General features: G+C 27.2%; 19 protein-coding genes and 1 tRNA gene. 18 read left to right on the top strand and 2 right to left on the bottom strand.

Annotated features, from left to right (window positions below; genetic code table 11):
• The first annotated feature begins 23 nt into the window (after nucleotides 1-23).
• The 4 genes from Q3287_RS05370 to Q3287_RS05385 all read left to right on the top strand — a co-directional run bounded on the left by Q3287_RS05370 (nucleotide 24) and on the right by Q3287_RS05385 (nucleotide 2,970).
• Nucleotides 24-698 (top strand): uracil-DNA glycosylase, encoded by a 675-nt coding sequence (locus tag Q3287_RS05370; protein WP_021385356.1) that lies wholly within the window; start codon nucleotides 24-26, stop codon nucleotides 696-698.
• A gap of 249 nt (nucleotides 699-947) precedes the next feature.
• Entirely contained in the window at nucleotides 948-1,787 is an 840-nt protein-coding gene (locus Q3287_RS05375) for a G5 domain-containing protein (RefSeq protein ID WP_054277205.1), read from the top strand.
• A gap of 241 nt (nucleotides 1,788-2,028) precedes the next feature.
• Nucleotides 2,029-2,125, top strand: a tRNA-Sec gene (locus tag Q3287_RS05380).
• Between the two features lie 137 nt (nucleotides 2,126-2,262).
• A complete protein-coding gene (locus tag Q3287_RS05385) occupies nucleotides 2,263-2,970 on the top strand; it encodes a ThiF family adenylyltransferase (RefSeq protein WP_054277204.1) in 708 nt (235 codons plus the stop codon).
• 122 nt (nucleotides 2,971-3,092) lie between these two features.
• Here the strand turns inward: Q3287_RS05385 and Q3287_RS05390 are convergent, their stop codons facing one another.
• Nucleotides 3,093-3,929, bottom strand: coding sequence for a ComEC/Rec2 family competence protein (locus tag Q3287_RS05390; RefSeq protein ID WP_407963631.1), 837 nt, complete (start codon nucleotides 3,927-3,929; stop codon nucleotides 3,093-3,095).
• A gap of 182 nt (nucleotides 3,930-4,111) precedes the next feature.
• On the opposite strand from Q3287_RS05390, the gene Q3287_RS05395 reads away from it, so the two are divergent.
• The 4 genes from Q3287_RS05395 (at nucleotide 4,112) to holA (ending at nucleotide 8,620) form a co-directional block, all read left to right on the top strand.
• Nucleotides 4,112-5,017 carry a DUF2156 domain-containing protein gene (locus Q3287_RS05395; RefSeq protein ID WP_021385469.1) on the top strand — a complete coding sequence of 302 codons (906 nt, stop codon included), beginning with the start codon at nucleotides 4,112-4,114 and terminating at the stop codon, nucleotides 5,015-5,017.
• Between the two features lie 8 nt (nucleotides 5,018-5,025).
• Nucleotides 5,026-6,210 carry an enhanced intracellular survival protein Eis gene (gene eis, locus Q3287_RS05400; protein ID WP_407963632.1) on the top strand — a complete coding sequence of 395 codons (1,185 nt, stop codon included), beginning with the start codon at nucleotides 5,026-5,028 and terminating at the stop codon, nucleotides 6,208-6,210.
• A 111-nt stretch (nucleotides 6,211-6,321) separates the two neighbouring features.
• Complete coding sequence (locus Q3287_RS05405) at nucleotides 6,322-7,617, top strand: ComEC/Rec2 family competence protein (protein ID WP_407963668.1); 1,296 nt, start codon at nucleotides 6,322-6,324, stop codon at nucleotides 7,615-7,617.
• On the top strand, nucleotides 7,577-8,620 hold the full coding sequence (gene holA, locus Q3287_RS05410; RefSeq protein WP_054277201.1) for a DNA polymerase III subunit delta: 1,044 nt from the start codon (nucleotides 7,577-7,579) through the stop codon (nucleotides 8,618-8,620). Before Q3287_RS05405 ends, holA begins: the two co-directional genes overlap by 41 nt.
• Nucleotides 8,621-8,743: 123 nt before the next feature.
• On the opposite strand, the gene rpsT is transcribed toward holA, so the two are convergent.
• The gene (rpsT, locus tag Q3287_RS05415; RefSeq protein WP_021385419.1) at nucleotides 8,744-9,010 is read right to left on the bottom strand and encodes a 30S ribosomal protein S20; all 267 of its coding nucleotides are present in this window, start codon (nucleotides 9,008-9,010) and stop codon (nucleotides 8,744-8,746) included.
• Nucleotides 9,011-9,634: 624 nt separating this feature from the next.
• Here rpsT and Q3287_RS05420 point away from each other — a divergent pair.
• The 10 genes from Q3287_RS05420 to Q3287_RS05465 all read left to right on the top strand — a co-directional run bounded on the left by Q3287_RS05420 (nucleotide 9,635) and on the right by Q3287_RS05465 (nucleotide 20,871).
• Entirely contained in the window at nucleotides 9,635-10,255 is a 621-nt protein-coding gene (locus Q3287_RS05420; protein WP_407963633.1) for a TetR/AcrR family transcriptional regulator, read from the top strand.
• Between the two features lie 4 nt (nucleotides 10,256-10,259).
• Complete coding sequence (locus tag Q3287_RS05425; protein WP_407963634.1) at nucleotides 10,260-10,958, top strand: ABC transporter ATP-binding protein; 699 nt, start codon at nucleotides 10,260-10,262, stop codon at nucleotides 10,956-10,958.
• Nucleotides 10,958-13,192, top strand: a complete 2,235-nt coding sequence (locus tag Q3287_RS05430; RefSeq protein ID WP_407963635.1) for an FtsX-like permease family protein — start codon at nucleotides 10,958-10,960, stop codon at nucleotides 13,190-13,192. The genes Q3287_RS05425 and Q3287_RS05430 overlap by 1 nt, the downstream gene beginning before the upstream one ends.
• Nucleotides 13,193-13,423: 231 nt before the next feature.
• Complete coding sequence (locus tag Q3287_RS05435; protein WP_054277197.1) at nucleotides 13,424-13,942, top strand: helix-turn-helix domain-containing protein; 519 nt, start codon at nucleotides 13,424-13,426, stop codon at nucleotides 13,940-13,942.
• A 33-nt stretch (nucleotides 13,943-13,975) separates the two neighbouring features.
• The gene (locus Q3287_RS05440; protein WP_407963636.1) at nucleotides 13,976-14,752 is read left to right on the top strand and encodes an alpha/beta fold hydrolase; all 777 of its coding nucleotides are present in this window, start codon (nucleotides 13,976-13,978) and stop codon (nucleotides 14,750-14,752) included.
• Between the two features lie 284 nt (nucleotides 14,753-15,036).
• Complete coding sequence (gene gpr / locus Q3287_RS05445) at nucleotides 15,037-15,990, top strand: GPR endopeptidase (RefSeq protein ID WP_054271077.1); 954 nt, start codon at nucleotides 15,037-15,039, stop codon at nucleotides 15,988-15,990.
• A 17-nt stretch (nucleotides 15,991-16,007) separates the two neighbouring features.
• Nucleotides 16,008-17,015 (top strand): stage II sporulation protein P, encoded by a 1,008-nt coding sequence (gene spoIIP, locus Q3287_RS05450; protein WP_407963637.1) that lies wholly within the window; start codon nucleotides 16,008-16,010, stop codon nucleotides 17,013-17,015.
• A gap of 29 nt (nucleotides 17,016-17,044) precedes the next feature.
• Entirely contained in the window at nucleotides 17,045-17,296 is a 252-nt protein-coding gene (locus tag Q3287_RS05455) for a hypothetical protein (protein WP_054277194.1), read from the top strand.
• Nucleotides 17,297-17,577: 281 nt separating this feature from the next.
• Nucleotides 17,578-19,383: a translation elongation factor 4 gene (gene lepA, locus Q3287_RS05460; protein ID WP_054271068.1), complete on the top strand. Its 1,806-nt coding sequence runs from the start codon at nucleotides 17,578-17,580 to the stop codon at nucleotides 19,381-19,383.
• A gap of 150 nt (nucleotides 19,384-19,533) precedes the next feature.
• Nucleotides 19,534-20,871 carry a CCA tRNA nucleotidyltransferase gene (locus tag Q3287_RS05465; RefSeq protein ID WP_407963638.1) on the top strand — a complete coding sequence of 446 codons (1,338 nt, stop codon included), beginning with the start codon at nucleotides 19,534-19,536 and terminating at the stop codon, nucleotides 20,869-20,871.
• Nucleotides 20,872-20,951 lie beyond the last annotated feature (80 nt).

Below are 20,951 nucleotides of genomic sequence, written 5' to 3' on the forward strand. Positions count from 1 at the left end.
ATTGAAAGGAATTGGTGATAAATATGGTTAACCTAGAAAATGATTGGAATGAATTATTGAAAGAAGAATTTGAAAAAGATTACTACTTAAATTTAAGAAAATTTCTTATAGAAGAGTATAAAACACGTCAAATATTCCCGAATATGCATAATATATATGAAGCTTTGAAACATACTTCATATAAAGATACAAAAGTTTTGATACTGGGACAAGACCCCTATCATGGAGATAATCAAGCTCATGGTTTAGCTTTTTCAGTTCAACCACAAGTGAAAACTCCACCATCTTTATTAAATATGTATAAAGAATTAAAAGAAGATTTAGGGTGTTTTATACCTAACAATGGATATTTGATGCCTTGGGCAGACCAAGGAGTATTACTTTTAAATACTGCTCTTACTGTTAGAGCACATGAAGCTAATTCTCATAAAAATAAAGGATGGGAAATTTTCACAGATAGAGTAATCTCTATTTTAAGCGAACGTGAAGACCCAGTTATTTTCGTATTATGGGGAAGTAATGCACGTAAAAAAGTAGAATTGATTGATACAAGTAAGCATTATATTTTAGAAGCACCTCATCCAAGTCCATTATCAGCAAGTAAAGGTTTTTTTGGATGTAAACACTTCTCTAAGATAAATGAAATTCTTGAAAAGTTAGGAAAAGAACCTATCAATTGGCAAATAGAAAATATATAAAATTAAAAGGTAACAAAATGATAACAAAACAACAACAAACAATTACATTGTTGTAACTTATAGAAATATGTTTGAATAGTTGAAAATACTATGCATACATATTTCTATTTTTTTGTCAAGTTGACAACTCTTTAAAAAATAGTTACAATTTAGTTACACAAAAAACACAAACAAAAAAAGAAATCTACAAAGCAGAATTTTATGAAGCAAAATATATAGTGTAAAAAAATTTGAGGGAGGAAAGTTTATATGAATTTTAAAAAATTGAGTAATGCTAAAGTCTCGGTAATGGCGGTTGTTTTATCAGTTGGGATATTATCAGGGTACTCTGCACTTAATAAACAAGTAACATTAGTAGTAAAGGGAGAAGAAAGAACTATATCAACATTTAGTTCTAATGTAGGAGACCTTTTAGAATCTCAAAACATTAGCTATGATGCAAATGATATAGTTACTTTAGATGAAAACTCAAAATTATCTAATGGAGATAAAATAGAAGTAATTGATGTAAAAGAAAAAACAGTTGTAGAAACTAAAGATATTCCATTTGAAGTTACAGTTGTTGAAGATGGTTCTTTATCAAAGGGAGACTCTGAAGTTAAAGAAGAAGGAAAATCTGGGAAAAGTGAATTAATATATAAAGAAACTTATCACAATGGAAAGAAAGTAGAAAAGGAATTTGTGAAAAAGGTTGTTAAAGCTGAGCCTGTAAACAAAGTTGTAAGCAAAGGAACAAAAGTAGAGATGCAAGTAGCTTCATCAAGGGGAGAAAACTCAAGAAGAATGGCTTCATCATCATCTAGTAATAGTAGTAGTAACAATGGTAAAAATATGAGAGTGGTAGCAACTGCATATACTGGTCATAGTATAACTGCTACAGGAACAAAGCCTAAGTGGGGAACGATAGCTGTAGACCCTAAGGTTATACCATATGGAACTAAGGTTTATATACCTCAATTTGACATGGTATTTACTGCAGAAGACTGTGGTGGAGCAATAAAAGGAAATAAAATTGATATATTTATGAATGACTCAAAGACAGTTTATAACTGGGGAAGAAAAACTATAGATATACGTATATTAAAATAATTAGATAATTTATATTTATACTGGAAATTATATTTTAATTAATATAGAGAGGAGCTCTTTATATATACATAAAATATAATTTCCAGTTTTTAATTTTAAGCACATAATAAAAAGTAAATTTTAACCATGTATAGATAAAAGCTATTTAAATTATAACTTACTATCAAATAAATCTATAAAAATTGTTGCAAAGAGTCAAAATATATGATATTATAGATTTCGTTGAGAAGCATTTCACTATGGGAGTGGATGGGTGCCGGTGTGCCCTCTAGTCTTCAAAACTAGTATGAGGGGTTAAGAGCCTCTTAGGTGGGTTCGATTCCCACGCATTCCCGCCAGTATGTAAAAGGTATCTTTTAATATTAAAAGATACCTTTTTAAATTTATTTTTAATGATATATAATATCTGAGTATTATATAATGTATATTTTATAATACTATTATTGTTTAGATAAAAATCTAGGAGAGTGAAAAAATGGAAAATAATTTTACAACGAGAACTAGTTTTTTAGTTGGAGATGATGGAATAGAAAAACTTAAGAGTTCAAATGTAATAGTATTTGGAGTCGGAGGAGTTGGTAGTTTTACTGTTGAGGCTCTAGCGAGGGCCGGAGTTGGTAATCTTACTATTGTGGATTTTGATGATGTAGATATAACTAATATAAATAGACAAATACCAGCTTTACATTCAACTGTAGGAAAGTATAAAGTAGATGTAATGGAAGATAGAATCTTGGATATAAATCCTAATATCAATATAAAAAAAATAAGAAGCCTTTACAATAAAGATACTAGTGATGAAATATTGACTGAAAGATATGATTATGTTGTGGATGCAATAGATATGGTAAGCTCTAAAATACATCTAATTGAAACCTGTGAAAAAAAAGGCTTAAAAATAATAAGTTCTATGGGTATGGGAAATAAATTAGACCCAACTAAAATAGTCATTACTGATATACACAAAACAAGTACTTGTCCTTTAGCCAAAGTTATGAGGAAAGAACTTAGAGATAGAGGAATTAAAAAATTAAAAGTAGTATATTCAACTGAACAACCAATAGAACTTAAAAAGAAAGTAATGAATGGGAGAAAAGTAACACCAGGTAGTGTATCATTCGTACCATCTGTAGGAGGGCTAATAATTGCATCTGTAATAGTGAATGAATTATTAGAACAATAAGTTTAAATATTTTAATTTATAAGGTTTAAATACGTATTTTGAAGGCTAAAAGTATCAATGTAAAACTATTTTATATTGATACTTTTAGCCTAATTATATTATGTAGTTATAGTTTTATTTTTTTATGTATCTATCTCATATTTATGTTTTGTAAATATAATTTCTCCATCACTATAAAAAACAATATCACCTATTTTATCTGTTCTATAAATCGATACATGGTTTTGTTTCAAATTGTTGAGAACTTCTTTATGAGGATGACCATATTGATTTTTATATCCACATGATATAGCAGCTATATCTGGATTAATTCTTTTTATAAATTCTAAAGATGATGATGAATTACTTCCATGGTGACCTATTTTTATAAAATTAATATTGTTCAGTTCAAAAGAATGTAAGATTTCTTTTTCAATTGATTCTTCTGCATCACCCATAAATAAAAATGAGTTATTATTAAAAGTTAGTTCAAAAACTATTGAATTTAAATTTGATTCTTCTTGTATATATGATGGACTTAATACATATATATTTATATTGTTATCGATATTTAAAGTATCATCTTTATAGAGATATTGAATAGAGAGGTTTTTGTCAGTACAAGAATTTATTAGATTTTGATAAGATTCACTACTTGTTGATTGTTCAGGCATATATATAGAACTTACATTAAATTTTTTTATGACATTATCAAGACTTCCTATATGGTCTGAATCTGGATGTGTGGCTATTATTATATCAATAGTTTTTATTTTTTTATGTTTCAAATAACTAGTAACTATATTTCCGCTATCTTCATCACCTCCATCAATTAATATATTTTTATTTGTGGGTGTTTGTACTAAAATACTATCACCTTGTCCCACATCTATCATATGTATAGATAGTAGAGATTTTTTGTCACAACCGCTTAAAAGTGATATTATAATAAGTATTAATAAAAAAATTTTATTTCTCAATAAAAAAATCACTCCAGTCATTACATGTTTATATAAATTTATGATGGGTAATATAAGATATATATGACTTATTATATTTTATATTTTAAACAATATAAATGAAATTAATACCAAAATAAAATTGGAGTTTTTATAGATATAAAATTTAAAAAATTAAGCAATAAAAAAGGTAGGAGGATTTTATGTTTTTCAAAGATATTGAACTAAATTCAAAAAAGGAGCTAGACCCATATTTTGATTTAGTAGATTATGAAGCTTGTGAGTACTGTTTTAGTACTTTATATATGTGGCAACATGTTTATAAGACTGGATATTATATAGGAGAAGATTTTGCTGTTTTAGTTGGTGAATACGAAGGGGATAGTTTCTCAATATTACCACTAGCTAAAAGAGAAAAACTTCCAGAAGTTGTAGATTTTGTACTTGAATATTTTTCTAAAAATAATAAAAAGATATACTTAAGAGGTATTACTACTGAAGTAGTAGAATTTTTAAAAGAAAAGTATCCAAATAGATTTGAGTATATAGAAGAAAGAGATTTATTTGACTATATCTATGATGCAGAAAGTTTAAGAACTCTAGCTGGTAAGAAGAACCAGAAGAAGAGAAATCATATAAATTATTTCTTAAAAGAATATGCAGGTAGATATGAAGTTAAATTATTAGATAAAGAAAACTTCAATGAATGTTTAGTATTAATGAAAGAATGGGAAAGTAATAAGGAAGAAAATGATGAATTTGATGAAAGTATGGATGATGAATTGGTAGGTATCAAAAAGATATTTAACCATTATGATGTACTAAAAGATAGAGTAAAAGTATTTGGTGTTTATGTGGATGGAAAATTAGAAGCATTCAGTATAGGAGAGCTTTTAAACAAAAATATGGCACTTATTCATATAGAAAAAGCTAATCCTGATATAAGAGGTCTATATCCATTTATAAACCAACAATTTTTAGTAAATGAATTTAAAGATGTTGAATTTGTAAATAGAGAAGAAGATTTAGGTATTGAAGGTCTAAGAAAGGCTAAACTTTCTTATCATCCTTGTAGATTTGTTGAAAAGTACAGTGTTAGGGAGGCTTAGTAGGCTATATGGAGATTAGGTATGCTAAAGAGGAAGAAATAGAAAGTATAAAAGAAATTTGGAGTTATTGTTTTAATGATAGTGATAGTTTTATGAAGTTCTATTTTGAGGATAAGTATAAATATGAAAATACTGTAGTAGCTTTAGATGAAGGAAAAGTTGTTTCCTCTCTTCAGCTAAATCAGTATAAGTTAATACTAAACAATAAGGTATACAATACATCGTATGTAGTAGGGGTTTCCACACTTCCAGAAGGAAGAGGAGCTGGATATATGAGTAAAGTTATTAAATTTACTTTAAATGAATTGTATAAAAAAGGACAATTAGTTTCTATATTAATGCCAATCGATTATAGACTTTATAGAAGATTTGGGTATGAACACTGTTATGACCAGATTGAATATACACTTAATACAGATGACTTAAAAAATTTTAAGTTAAGTGGAAAGATGATAAAAGCTGATGTATCACAAATTGATGATTTAATACAAATAGATAGAGCTTTTTTAAATGGGGTTAATGGTAATGTGTTAAAAGATGAACATTATTATGAAAACTTATTTAAAGAAATTCAAAGTGAAGATGGACTTTTATACATTCATGAAGGTAATGAAAAAGATGGATATATAGTTTATTTTCTTCAAGGAGACAAAATGTTTGTTAGAGAGTTATTTTATAAGAATATAGATGCTCTTAAATCAATGCTTAAATTTATATACAATCACAATACTCAATGTAAGATAGCTACTATATCTGCTCCTATAATAGACAAAATAAGATTTATATTAGACAACCCTAAAGATTGTGAGATAAAAATAAAACCTTTTATGATGGGAAGAGTTATAAATGTAAAGAAATTTATAGAGGATATAGTTGTGGATAAGGATATTAGTGGTTCGATTAATTTATTAATAGAAGACAAGTTTATAGATGAAAATAATGGTCTATTTAAAGTTTCTATAAAGAATCATAAGGTATCTATAGAAAAATTAGATAAAAAAGCCATAGAAGAGTCCCAAGACGGCTTTGATATTAAATTAGATATAAATGCCTTAACACAGCTAGCATTTTCGTATATAGATGTAGAGGAAGCTATTTTCTTAAATAATTTGGAAGGTGTTTCAAAAGAAACAATAGAAATACTTAAGTGTATTTTTTCTAAAAAAAATAACTATATAAATGAATATATATAAAAAGAATACGCCAAAAGATTTTCAAAGTCTTTTGGCGTATTCTTTTTATATAATAATTTATATTGTTTAAAAATTTACTATTTGAAAATAATCTAGATAATATGTTTTTATATAGGAGTGATTATAATTCAAATAAGAAGGCCTTTATTAATTATATTAATATTTGTAATAGTTATATCATTTATGACCACAAATAGCAAAAAGAAAGATGAAGAACTTAATGATAAGATAATAACTATACAGGGAGCTGTTAAAGGTAAAAGTGAAAAGAAAAAATACAATCAATATAAGGTAGGTGTTTTTTTAATAAATGATTATTCAAGAAATAAAAATTTGAAAATTGGACAAGAAGTTAGTATTACAGGAAAATTTAAGAGTTTAGACAAGATGAAGTATGATGATTTTGATTATGGAAGATATATAAAAAGCACTGGATATAGAGGTATAATATATATAAATAACTATAAAGTTATTGGTAAAAATAAAATATATTCTTTAGTTGGAAAAATAAAGCTTTATGTAAGTAAGACTTACAGATATTTATATAAGAAAAATTCTGATTTCATAAATTCTATATTATTAGCTGAAGTTGAAAATCTGACTGATGAACAAAAAGAAATGTTCACTAGAACAGGAACTAGTCATATAATATCTATATCTGGCCTTCATACAGGTATACTTTGTGTAATTATATCTTTTTTATTAAGAGGTATAAATAAATTGTATAAATTATTAATATTGTCGATTTTTATAACTTTATATTGTATAATGGTAGGTGCGTCTCCATCCATAATTAGGTCTATAACATTTGTTGTAGTGTTCTATTTGTCAATATTTATTGATAGAAAAAAGGATGGTATATCAACATTGTCTCTAATAGGGATAGTTTTAATTATGAATAACCCCTATGTTATATATAATGTAAGCTTTCAATTGTCTTTTTTAGCTACACTTTCTATATTAATATTCTATAATAGAATAAATAGTATTGTAAAATTAAGTATGGTATCATTGACAATATCATCAAATATATTAACTCTACCTATAATTTATTATACATTTAAGGGCATACCATTACTTTCAATTATAGGAAATTTGATTATAGTACCATTTGTAGGTGTAATAATGTATTTGAGTATTGCAAGCTTAATAGTATTTAAAGTAAGTGTAGTTATAGCTAAAATTATATCCTTTTTTAATAGTTCGTTGATAGAAAGTATATTTTTTTTACTATATAAGCTCAGCAACTTAAATTTTGCATATATTAATATAGAAAATCCTAAATTTTATATTGTAGTGATTTATTACATAGGAGTGTTTTTTTACATATTTTACATAGAAGGAAAAGAGATAAAGGAGCAAGAAAATGGATTACAAGGATATTATAAGGAATGTAAAAGAGAATAATTTTGAAAAAATGTATCTTTTTTATGGAAGAGAGTATTATTTAATCGAAAATGCAATAAAGGCATTTAAAGAGAGTTTAAACGAGGGAATGCTTGATTTTAATTTAGATATAATAGATGGAAAGGAAATAGTCTTAAATCAGCTTATAAGCTCTATAGAAACACTTCCATTTATGGATGATAGAAAAATAGTAATAATAAAAGATTTTGAATTACTAAAAGGAAAGAAAAAGAATTTTACTGATAGTGATGAGAAATACTTAATAGAGCATTTAGACAATACTCCAGATACTACCACTATAGTTTTTGTTGTGTATGGAGATGTTGACAAAAGAAAATCTTTAGTTAAGAAAATTGGAAGTAATGGAATTGTTTTTGATTGTGATAAACTTTCTGATATGGATTTATTTAAGTGGATAAAAAAATCTTTTGCTCTAAATGAAGTTATAATAGAAAATTCTCAAATAATGTATTTCATCGAGCAAGAAGGATACAGAGACAAGAGTAGTGAAAAGACTTTATCTGATTTGGAAAACGAGATAAATAAAATAAGTTCATTTGTTGGTAAGGGTAATAATGTAACTAACGAAGTAATTGATAAATTATCTCAAAAAAAAGTTGAGAATGATATATTTAAATTAATTGATTATATTGGAGAACAAAATGCTTCTAATGCAATGAAAATATTGAATGATATGATACAAGAAGGCGAGTCTGTTTTAGGGATATTTTCTATGATAGCAAGACAATTTAAAATAGTGATGCAAGTAAGACAATTACAACTTGATGGATATTCAACAAAACTCATAGCTGACAAACTAAAAATGCATCAATTTGTTGTAGGAAAAGCATTGAAGCAAACTAAGAATTTTTCTGATGATATAATTGTAGAAATCTTAAATTATATATTAGAAAGTGATTATAAAATAAAAACAGGTCTTATAAGAGATACTTTAGCAATAGAAATGTTGGTCAGTAGATATTGTAAAAGACAAATTATATAAATTAATAATATATAGAAAATAAATAGTAGAGTTATTCTAACTATTTATTTTTTATTGTATAAATTTCCAAAATAAAAAACCCCTACATAGGGGTTATTATATATAAGAAATATAAACTGGTAATTAAGCGTTCATACCGTTTAATTTTTGAGCTAATTTAGCTACTTTTCTAGCTGCAGCATTCTTATGTATAGTTCCTTTAGAAGCTACTTGGTATATTCTTTTTTGAGCGTATTGGAACTTAGCAACAGCATCCTCTCTGTTTCCAGCTGCAACAGCATCTTCGAATCTTCTTATTGCAGTTTTTATTTGAGATTTTCTAACTCTATTTAAAGCAGTTTTCTTTTCGATAACACCTATTCTTTTCTTAGCTGATTTTATATTTGCCACCGTGTTCACCTCCCTGTATTTTTTTATCATATTCATCGTCAACATATTAGATTTTAACAGAAATAAATCTAAAAATCAAGGATTATTATTTATATATTTTAATAATGTTTTTTATTTTGATTTTTTAGATTGTAGATTGTGTATAAATAATTTGCAATATCTTGTTTTTAGGTTGGGTTATGTTGTGTTTTAAATATTTTAATGTATATAAATTAATACTTCATTTTTGCAACAAATATTTTGAGATAACACAAACTATTAACATACATTTTGATAGTATTTCCAATTATTATAAGATAATACAAGAAATTGCTCATTTTTATAGATTTAGTAAAAAAATTTATAAAAATATAAAGTTATATAGCCTATTATGATAAATTTTCCATTGATTAAGATGATTTTTTATTTTATAGCCCATTATTTAGGGAGAAAAATAATATATAAGAAAGATTTATATTATTAAAATATAAAAAGAATTATTAACTGTGGAAATTTCGTTGTCACTAGTAATTTCTATTTTCTCAATAGTATCAAGTGTATTCATATTATTGACTAATTCAGTCATAAACAATATAATTATAATATGACTAATATAGTCATATTACTGGATAAGGAGGTATCAAATTGAATAAGACGTTTGAAAATCTCAACAAGGAAAAAAAACGACGAATAGTAAATTCTGCAATAGAAGAATTTGCAAGCAAAGGATATAAAAGTGCAACGATAGATAATATAGTATCAAAAGCAGGTATATCAAAAGGCTCTATATTTCAATATTTTAAAAATAAAGAAAGTCTATACATATACCTTTGTAATTATCAAATAAACATCATTAAAGACGAGATATTGAATCAAAAAGAAATTAATGAAACTGATTTTTTTGAACTGTACAGATATGCAGTGCATACTAAGTTTAAAATACTTAAGAAAAATCCATATGTTTTTAAATTCTTTAAAACCTTATACTTAGATGATTCAAAAATAGCAAAAAAATGGTTAAATGATATATCTATGAACAAAAATCAATTAGTATTAAGTTTTATGGGGGATTATGATAAGACAAAATTTAGAGATGATATAGATATTGATATGGCAATAAAAGCGATTGAACTTACTTTTGATGGACTATCAATGAAATGGATAGAAAAACTATCATATGAGAATTATGAAAATGATTTGAAGAGTTTATTTGATGAAGTTGAAGGTTATATAAATTTTTATAAAAAATTATACTATAAGGAGTAAAATAATGTTTATTGAAATCAATAACTTATGTAAATCATATAAGAGTGAGGATATAGAAACCATAGCATTAAAAAATGCGAATATTTCGTTAAATAAAGGGGAGATAGGTGTAATATTAGGACCTTCAGGAAGTGGTAAATCTACCTTGATGAATATTCTTGGAGGATTAGACAGTGCTGATAGCGGTGAAGTGATTGTAGATGGTATTGATATTGTTAAATTATCAGATGATGAATTAGTTGAATACAGACGAGAAAAGACAGGTTTTATATTTCAGTCATACAATCTTATTCCACATTTAACAGTACTAGAAAATATAGAAATAATACAAAATATTAGTAAATTACCACTTGATATTAATGAAGTATTAGAATCAGTAGGATTAATAGATAAGAAAAATAGATTTCCAAGAGAATTATCTGGTGGACAACAACAACGTGTAGCAGTAGCAAGAGCTATAATAAAAAATCCAGCAATATTACTTTGTGACGAATTGACAGGAGCCCTAGATTATGAGTCTGCTATTGATGTACTTTCTCTTGTACAAGAAATAAATAGAAAGTTTAATACTACAATTTTAATAATTACACACAATGCAGCAATAGGTGAAATGGCAAATAGAATATACAAATTTAGAAGTGGAGAAGTTAAAGACTATATTATTAATAATGACCCTATTGATGCAAAGGGAGTGGAGTGGTAATGAAGCTAAATAAAAGTATATTACGTGCAATGAAAGAAAATAGAGGGCAATACATAGGTATGTTATATATGTTGATATTATCAGTATTTCTGTTTGTTGCTTTAACTATTACAGCTCAAAACTTAAAGCATAATAAGGACATGTATGTAAAAAATAATGTTCAAGAAGATTTGGAATTTTATACTAGTAACAAAATTGATAATATAAGAGAAATAGAAGATACGTTTGATTTAAAGTTTCAAGAGACGCTTGTAAAAGAATATAAATATGGTGATAAAGCATTAAGATTATTTACACCAAATAAAAAAGTGAATATTACAGCAGTATTAGAAGGTGCTATGCCAAGAGTTGGAGAAATAGCACTAGACCCTCAATTTGCTAAATCTAATAAATTAAATATTGGGGATGAATATCATATTGGAAATACTTCTTATAGAATATCAGGATATATTGGTGTACCAAATTATGCTTATATACTTGAAAAAGATGGAGATGTGATTAATAATCCAAAGAATTTTGGTATAGGTATTTTAAATAAAGAAGATATGGTAAGTGGAGATTATTTATATTCAGTAAAATATAATAAAAATAGAGAGATATATACACAGTCAAAAAATCTTAAAAACTACCTGAACAGTAATGAAGTAAATATAATTGATTGGACTTATGCTAAGAATAATATGAAAATATCAATGTTAGATATCGAAGTAACAGCAATAAGTGTTTATTCAGTTATTTTACCTACAGTCATATTACTAATAACAGTTGTATTAATAAGTATTGTTTTAGGTAGAATGATGAAAAATGAGATGGCAAACATAGGTACTTTATATGCCTTAGGTTATAGAAAAAAAGAAATAATGATTCATTACATGAACTATCCTATAATACTTTCAAGCATCTCAGGAGTAATTGGTGGGATAATTGGTATTATAGTACAGAAGTATCTATTTGATTTATTCCTTACGTTTTTCCCAATACCAATAGAAAAAATGTCATATAGTCCTATTTATTTTATACTGGGTATAGTTTTATGTATGGTGTTTTCAATTATTGGAAGTTATTTATCAATTAATAAAGTATTAAAATTGTCACCAGTGTTGCTAATGAAAAATGAAAATAAGAGACAAAAGGTAAATATAATTGAAAGAAAGTTGACTTTGAATAATTTAAAATTTAAAAATAAATTTGCTATAAGAGAACAATTACGGTCAATATCTCGTTTAGCATTTTTGGTAATTGGAGTTTCTATAGCTACAGTATTTTTAATGTATGGGTTTATTGCTAAATGTTCTATGGATTATATGATAAATCAAGAAAGAAATGATGTAATTAGTTATAAGTATGAGTATATACTAAAGCAATTAAGTACAGATAAACCACCTATAGGTGGAGAAGGAGTATCAGGAGTTAAGTTCGTACTTGATAGTGAAATGAATAATGACTTTGAGTTAATAGGTGGAAATAAAAATTCACAGATGATTAGTTTAAAGGATAAAAAGGGAAATGAAATAAGTATAGATGATAACAAGTTTATTATTACATCTATAATGGCAAAAAAATATAACCTTAGTATTGGAGATAAGTTATCTTTTATTAATATAGTTGATGATAAGGAGTATTCTATAAAAATCACTGATATCGCTCAGACCAATTCAGGAGATTATGTATTTACTTCATTAAATAGCTTTAATCAGATGATGGGATTGGAAAAAGGTTCATATAATGCGATTATGTCAAAAACACCAATTGAAATTAACAAAGATATGGTATATATGATAAATACACCAAACAATATAACTAATATGTTAGAAGACTATATGCAATTAATGTCAGCCTTTATATATGGAATAGCATTTGTAGCATTTATTATAGGTGTAATTATCATATATGTAGTTGCATCTATAAGTATAGATGAAAATAAAAATCATATAGCCCTTATGAAGGTGTTTGGATATAAAAAGAAAGAAATAAACTCAATGATGTTTAACGGCTCAAGAATATATGTAGTCCTTGGATATATTATAGGAGTTCCTATAGGTTACTCTATAATAAAAGTAATATTTAAGATATTTGAATCATTAGATATAGCTTTAGAAGCAAGACTCAATTTATCTTATGTGATAATTGGTTTTGTTATAATAATTCTTACATTTGAAGTATCCAAATTTATGTGTGCTAGAAAAATTGATAAAATATCTCTAAGTGAAGCTCTTAAAACTCAAAAAGAATAGTAGAATAAATTATTTAAATCCACAAAGGGTTGTTGCACTAAAAATTACTTTTTTTAGTGTGACAACTCTTTTCTATACTCCTATATAAATAGATTATTTGATATTTTTATATCTATAAAATGGATTAATAAAAATACAATTTAAGTTATAATTACTATTTATATCATATACTTGAATAATCTAAAAAATTAGACTATAATATTTTTATAGACTAAAGAAAGGGATGATAAGATGGACATAGCAAAATTGATTTTAAATCCTGTTAGACTTCGTATTTTACAGTATATTAGACTTCATGGTAGTGTTCGAACATCTGACATTGTAAAGTATCTAAATGATATACCTCGTGCAACAGTTTATCATCATGTAAAAATTTTAGAAGAGAACAACATGATTGAAGTGGTAAAAGAAAATCGTGTGCGTGGCACTATTGAAAAAGTTTATGCACTAAAAGAATATACAGCAGATATGGAAGGAGAAACATTTGTTGCACTTTCAACAGCATTTCATGTAGGATTGATGCAGGAAATGAATGAGTATTTTAGTAGAAAAGAGCAAGAACATAAAAAAGATAATGTATTTTTTACTTCAGCATTACTATATATGAGTGATGACGAATATGAAAATCTTCTTAAAAGTATGGCTGATTTATTGAAGCCATATGTAGAGCAGAAGCCTAAGTCAAATCTAAAACTTAGAAAACTTTCAATTATATCTTCTCCACCAGTTGATAATGATAAGACAAAATAGTATACATCTCATCTTTATAGAAGGAGGTTACGTATGAAATTTCATGAATTTGGAAATGAAAACAAACCACATATTATGTTGATTCATGGAGGAGGGAATGCTTGGTGGAACTATTTACGACAAGCAGAAATTTTGTCCAAAAATTATTATGTGATACTTCCTACATTGGATGGTCATGGAGAAGAATATGAAACAACATACATTTCCACTGAGGATACAGCAGACAAGTTGATGGTATATATAGATGAAAAGTGTGATGGACACCTTTTTGCTCTGTGTGGGGTATCACTGGGTGGTCAAATTGTAATGGAGCTTTTATCTAGAAAACCTGATATTGCTAAAAAAGCAATTATTGATGGAAGTATCTGCTACCCAAGACCTACTATGGCACGATTTTGTATTGCTGGTATTCGATTTTTTGGAGGACTTTTATTCAGTGAGAAAGCTTGTCGTTTTCAAATTGCTATGATGCCAAAATTGTTACCTAAAAATATGCAGTATCCAGAGAAAATTAAAAAATATTATATGCAAGATATGCCACATGTCAGAAAAGAAACATTTTACAATATATATCGTACTTATATGATGAAATATACGCTTAAAGAGAGTATAAAAACCACCAAAGCAGAAGTAATGTACTGGTATGGAGAAAAAGAAATGAAATGTGTTAAAAACTCTGCAAAGATGTTTAAGTCTTTTGTTAGTACTTGCCAAATTTATGAAGCTAAGGATTATAATCATGGATATTTATCTCTTTATCTTCCAAATGAATGGTTGGAAATTGCTGAACCATTTTTTCAACAAGAATAAAGGAGTAAGGTGGTTATAGGGTAATCTATATAACGAATGAAAACTTAATAGGAAAATGATAAATAGATGAAAAGGTAGCGCCTATATAAATAGTTGCTACCTTTTTACATTTGTAAATAAATGATAGATAAGAATGTTTACTGACAAATTACTGACCAATCTCAATTTTCTTACATTGAAAGCCTTAATTTTACTTGTTTTAAATAAATTTATAGTTTTTTGTTATAAAATACTAAATTTTGTTAACAATTATAATTAGCATTTAATTTATACTGGAGGTTTATATGATTAGCGTAAGAACAGATTTAGCTTTAGAAGCTAGTGAAATGTGTGAAAAGTCTCAAGAAGGAAGTAGTATTCCTGGTGTAAAAATAGAAACGAAAGAATTAGAAAATTGTATTGTAACAAAAGTTGAAGTAATAGACAGGCAAGGCGCAGAGATAATGAATAAAGATATAGGAAAGTATATAACTCTGGAAAGTAATCTTATGAAGTTTGATGATGATGAGTCAAGAGAAGAAATGATAAATTATTTAAAAGAAGAGTTAGTAGATATATTTGGACAAGACAAAAATAAAAAAACATTGGTAATTGGTCTTGGGAATAGAAATATTACTTCTGATGCGTTAGGACCAAAGAGTGTATCAAAAACACTTGTAACTAGACATCTTTTTAAAAATTATAATAAAGACTATGATGATGATTTCACTGAAGTATCAGCTTTAAGCCCAGGAGTTATGGGTGTTACTGGAATAGAGACTAGTGAAGTAGTAAAGTCATTGGTTGAGAAGGTTAAGCCAGATAGAGTAGTAGCAATAGATGCATTGGCTTCAAGAAAAATGGAAAGAGTAAATTCTACTATACAAATATCAACAGCAGGAATATCACCTGGTGGAGGTGTTGGAAATACTAGAAAATCTCTAACTAAGGAAACTTTAGGAGTAGAAGTTATTGCAATAGGTGTACCAACTGTGGTTGATGCAGCAACTCTTACTATAGATGTTTTAGATATGGCAATAGACAATTTAATAGCTCAATCAGAAGAAACAGAAAGTTTTTATGAAATGTTAAAAAAACTTAAAGAAGAAGAAAAATATCATCTAATAAAAGATTCATTAGACCCATATGACAAAAATTTAATAGTAACACCAAAGGATATAGATGATACAATCGAAAATCTATCTATAATAATAAGCGAAGGCTTAAATAGGTCTTTACATCCAGGTAGATTGGTATAAAATAAGGAGGAACAATTATGTTTAAAAAATGCATTAAAGTAGTAACCTTGACTTTTATATTAGCATGCATTTTACCAGGAAAATCATTGGCTTTGAATCAAGATGATTTTTTAAAGTTTCTAGTAAATTCATCTTATCCAGAAGCTAAAGTCGAAGGAAATAATACAGAAGATAAAAAGAATAATAAAAATAAAGAAGTAAATAAAGAAAGCAAAAACGAAAATGAAAAATCTGAAGATGTAAGTAAAATTGATAATAAAAAAGAAAGTGAAAAAGAATATATAAAACTTTATGTTGGTAAAGAGAATGTACCAGATATTGAATCAAAAAATTCTGATACAACTGAAACTAACACTACATCTAGTTCAGAATACAAGGATGATTTAAGAGTAACTAAAGAAAATCCAAGGATTTTAATATATCATACTCATGGATGTGAAACTTATTCAAATTCACCTGATGGAAATTATCATTCAAGAGATAAGAAAAATTCAGTAATGGAAGTAGGAAGTGCATTGACTAGTGCTTTAGATAGTAAGGGGTGGGGTGTAGTGCATACAACTAAGTACCATGACTATCCATCTTATAATAATTCTTATGCAAGTAGCTTAAAAACAATAAAAAGTATACTCCCTAAATATAATTCAGTGGACATAGCAATAGATTTACATAGAGATGCTAGGGATTTAACTAATCCAGCCACTAAAGAAAAAGACCATTTAAAATATACAACTATGATAAATGGAGAGAGAGTAGCAAAGTTTTTCTTTGTTGTAGGAGGTAAAAATACAAATAGAACACAACTTAGAGCTTTAGCAGATGATATAACTGCTTTTGCTGAAAAGAAATACCCTGGTTTGGTGTCTCCAATAGTAGAAAAAGACTATGCTAGATTTAATCAATTTGCAGTTAAGAATCATATGCTAGTAGAAATAGGAAATAATGCAACAAGTATAGAAGAATCGAAAGCTACTACAAAGTATCTAGCTGAGATTTTAGATGAATATTTTAAACAAAAAAATTAGATTGTCAGGTATAATTAGGAGCATGTTAAATGAGCCGATTAGAAAAAAATATAGAAAGTAAAAGTAAATTAAGAAAATATAAGTATATTATGAAAATTGTGTTTTTGATTACTATGATTATAGGGACATCAGTTTGTGTCTTTATAGTAGATAGTAATGCAAAAAGTATGTTAGGTATGAAACAATATGATTTTCCAAGTATTAATTTTGATATAACAAATTTGAATTTTGATATAACAAACTTTGATATAGATGGAATCCTCAAAAAATTTAATAAGTAGTAATAAGTGAATAAGGTTTATTGATTAAAATAAGCCTTATTTTAGTTATATGTTCCTAGTGTAGAAAATAAAAATGCATTAACTGTGTCTTATAGGATTTACTTTAAGTTTATGATATTATATAATATTTAGTGTTAGACTTGATAATCCACATATAATGTGGATAATTTTGTTTAATGCCAATTAGTTTATATTCAAAAATTTTAAATTTGATATATAAAGAGTTTTTATATAATGTAAAATAATAACTATAAGAATAATTAAGAGGAGGGAATTTTAAGGTGGACAATAAACAAAGTAGAACTAGAAATTTTAGTATAATTGCACATATAGACCATGGAAAGTCTACCTTAGCTGATAGATTAATACAACAAACGGGGCTTGTTAGTGAAAGGGACATGAAAAGTCAATTGCTTGACAATATGGACCTTGAAAGAGAAAGAGGAATTACTATAAAGCTTCAAAACATAAGATTAATGTATAAAGCGAAGGATGGAAATGAATATTATTTAAATCTTATAGATACTCCTGGACATGTAGACTTTAACTATGAGGTATCAAGAAGTTTGGCTGCATGCGAAGGGGCATTACTGGTAGTTGATGCAGCTCAAGGTGTTGAGGCACAAACCTTAGCTAATGTTTATCTTGCTATAGACCAAGATTTAGAAATATTACCAATAATAAATAAAATAGATTTACCAAGTGCAAGACCAGAGGAAGTAAAACATGAAATAGAAGATTTAATAGGACTTGACTCAAGTGAAGCACCTCTTATTTCTGCTAAGACTGGTTTAAACATAGAAGATGTTTTAGAAGATATTGTAAAAAATGTTCCGCCACCTAAAGGAGATAATGAAGCACCATTAAAGGCATTGATATTCGATTCTTACTATGATGCTTATAAAGGTGTTGTAGCTTATGTTAGGGTATTTGAAGGAACTGCAAAAAAAGGCATGACAATAAAAATGATGAACACTAATAAAAAGTTTGAAGTAACTGAAGTTGGTGTTATGGCTCCAGGTCAAACTGAGCTTAGTGAATTATCAGCAGGTGATGTTGGTTATATTGCAGCCAGTATAAAAGATATAAGAAGTTGTCGTGTGGGAGATACAATAACAGATTCAAACAATCCTACAGATGAACCTTTACCAGGATATAAAAAAGCTACTCCAATGGTATACTGTGGTATATATCCAGGAGAAGGAGAAAAATATGAAAATGTAAGAGATGCTCTTGAAAAGCTTCAAGTAAATGATGCTGCACTTGAGTATGAAGCTGAGACTTCAGCAGCATTAGGATTTGGTTTTAGATGTGGTTTCTTAGGTCTTTTACATATGGAGATAATGCAAGAAAGACTTGAGAGAGAATTTAATCTTGATATAATTACAACAGCACCATCAGTTATATACAGAGTTACAAAAATTGATGGAGAAGTTGTAATGATACAAAATCCTGCAAACCTGCCAGAGCCATCTGAGATAAAGATGATAGAAGAACCTATAGTAAAAGGAGATATAATAGTTCCTAAAGACTATGTAGGTGTAGTTATGGAACTTTGTCAAGAGAGACGTGGAAACATGTTAAATATGGAATATATAGATGAGAGAAGAGTAATGCTTCACTATGACCTTCCTCTTAATGAGGTTGTTTACGATTTCTTTGATGCTTTGAAATCAAGAACTAGAGGTTATGGTTCTCTTGATTATGAAGTTAAAGGTTATGTGGCATCTACACTTGTAAAACTTGACGTATTAATTAATAAAGAGCAAGTTGACGCACTTAGTTTTATTGTTCATGAAACTCGAGCATTCCCTAGAGGAAAGGCAATGTGTGAGAAACTAAAAGGTGAAATTCCAAGACATCAATTTGCTATACCTATACAAGCTGCTGTTGGTAATAAGGTTATAGCAAGAGAGACAATAAGTGCGTTAAGAAAAGATGTACTTGCTAAATGTTATGGTGGGGATATATCTCGTAAGAAGAAACTTCTTGAAAAACAAAAAGAAGGTAAGAAGCGTATGAGACAAATTGGTTCTGTTGAAGTTCCTCAAAAAGCATTTATGTCTGTACTTAAATTAGATGAGTAAATTTTTATAAATTTAGATAAGGATATTTAAAAGCTAGAGTGATTTTAGAATTATTTCTAAATTAATCTAGCTTTTTTGTGGTATATTTTAAGTAAACTCATAGAAAATATAAACAAGAGTATATTAGAGAAAAATAAAAAGGTGATATTTATGATTAATATAGAAATTCCTAAAAAAGTAGATTGTATAATTAAAGAATTAGAAAAACATGGTCATGAAGCATATGTAGTTGGAGGATGTGTCAGAGATTGTTTGTTAGAAAGGATTCCAAATGACTGGGACATAACAACTAGTGCTAGACCAGAAGAAGTAGTAGAGCTATTTAAAAAAACAATTCCAACTGGTATACAACATGGCACTGTAACAGTTATTATTGAGCATGAACCATTTGAAGTGACAACTTACAGAATAGATGGAAATTATAGTGATGGTAGACATCCAGATTCAATAGAATTTACAAATAACATAATTAAGGACCTATCGAGAAGGGATTTTACTATCAATGCAATTGCATACAATGCAAAGAATGGATTGGTTGACCCATTTAATGGGTATGAAGATATACGAAATAAGTATATACGTTGTGTTGGAAATCCAGTAGATAGATTTGAAGAAGATGCACTTAGAATGCTTAGAGCAGTTAGGTTTTCAGCACAACTAAGTTTTAAAATAGCTGAGGGGACTAAGCAAAGTATCTACAAAAAAGCAGACTTGATTAAAAATGTTTCTATAGAAAGAATCCAAACAGAATTAAACAAAATACTAGTATCTGATTCATCTAAATTAGAATTATTAAATTCAACAGGTTTGTTGAAATTTATAATCCCTGAAATATGTGAATTAGAAGAGATTACACAACATAATCCATATCATATTTATGATGTACAAAAACATACTTTAATGGCCACAGAAGTAATTGAGGATGAATTATATTTAAAACTTACAATGTTGTTTCATGATTTAGGAAAAAAAGTAACTAAAACGACTGATAAAAATGGAATTGACCACTTTTATAATCATAGTAGAGAATCTGTGAAGATTGCAAAGAGGATTTTAAAGAGACTCAAGTACGATAATTATACTATTAATAAAGTTTTGTTATTAATACAATATCATGATTATAGAATAGAGCCAAAACGGAAAATAATTAAAAAGTTATTAAATAAACTTGAGGATGTTGAACTATTTGAAGATTTAATAAAGGTTAATTGGGCAGATACACTTGCTAAAAATCCAAAATATGCAAAAAGAAAGATATTAAACCTTATTGAGTGTGAAAAAGAATTTAGACATATAATAAATCAAAATGAATGCTTCAATATTAAGGATTTAGCTATTAATGGAAGAGATTTGATATCTATAGGTGTAAAACCAGGTAAAGATATGGGACATATATTAAATAAGATGCTTGAAATAGTTATAAATAATCCAGAACTAAATGAAAAAGAAATACTGAAAGAAGAAGTATTAAATATATATACATTTTAGAATAGAGTATAAAAATTTTAGTTTAATTAATTTAAAAAGCTGAAAATAGAGTACTTATTTAGAAAAATAAATGATTTTTA

Origin of the sequence: Clostridioides sp. GD02404, from assembly GCF_045898275.1 — a bacterium.
Classification (GTDB): domain Bacteria; phylum Bacillota; class Clostridia; order Peptostreptococcales; family Peptostreptococcaceae; genus Clostridioides; species Clostridioides difficile_A.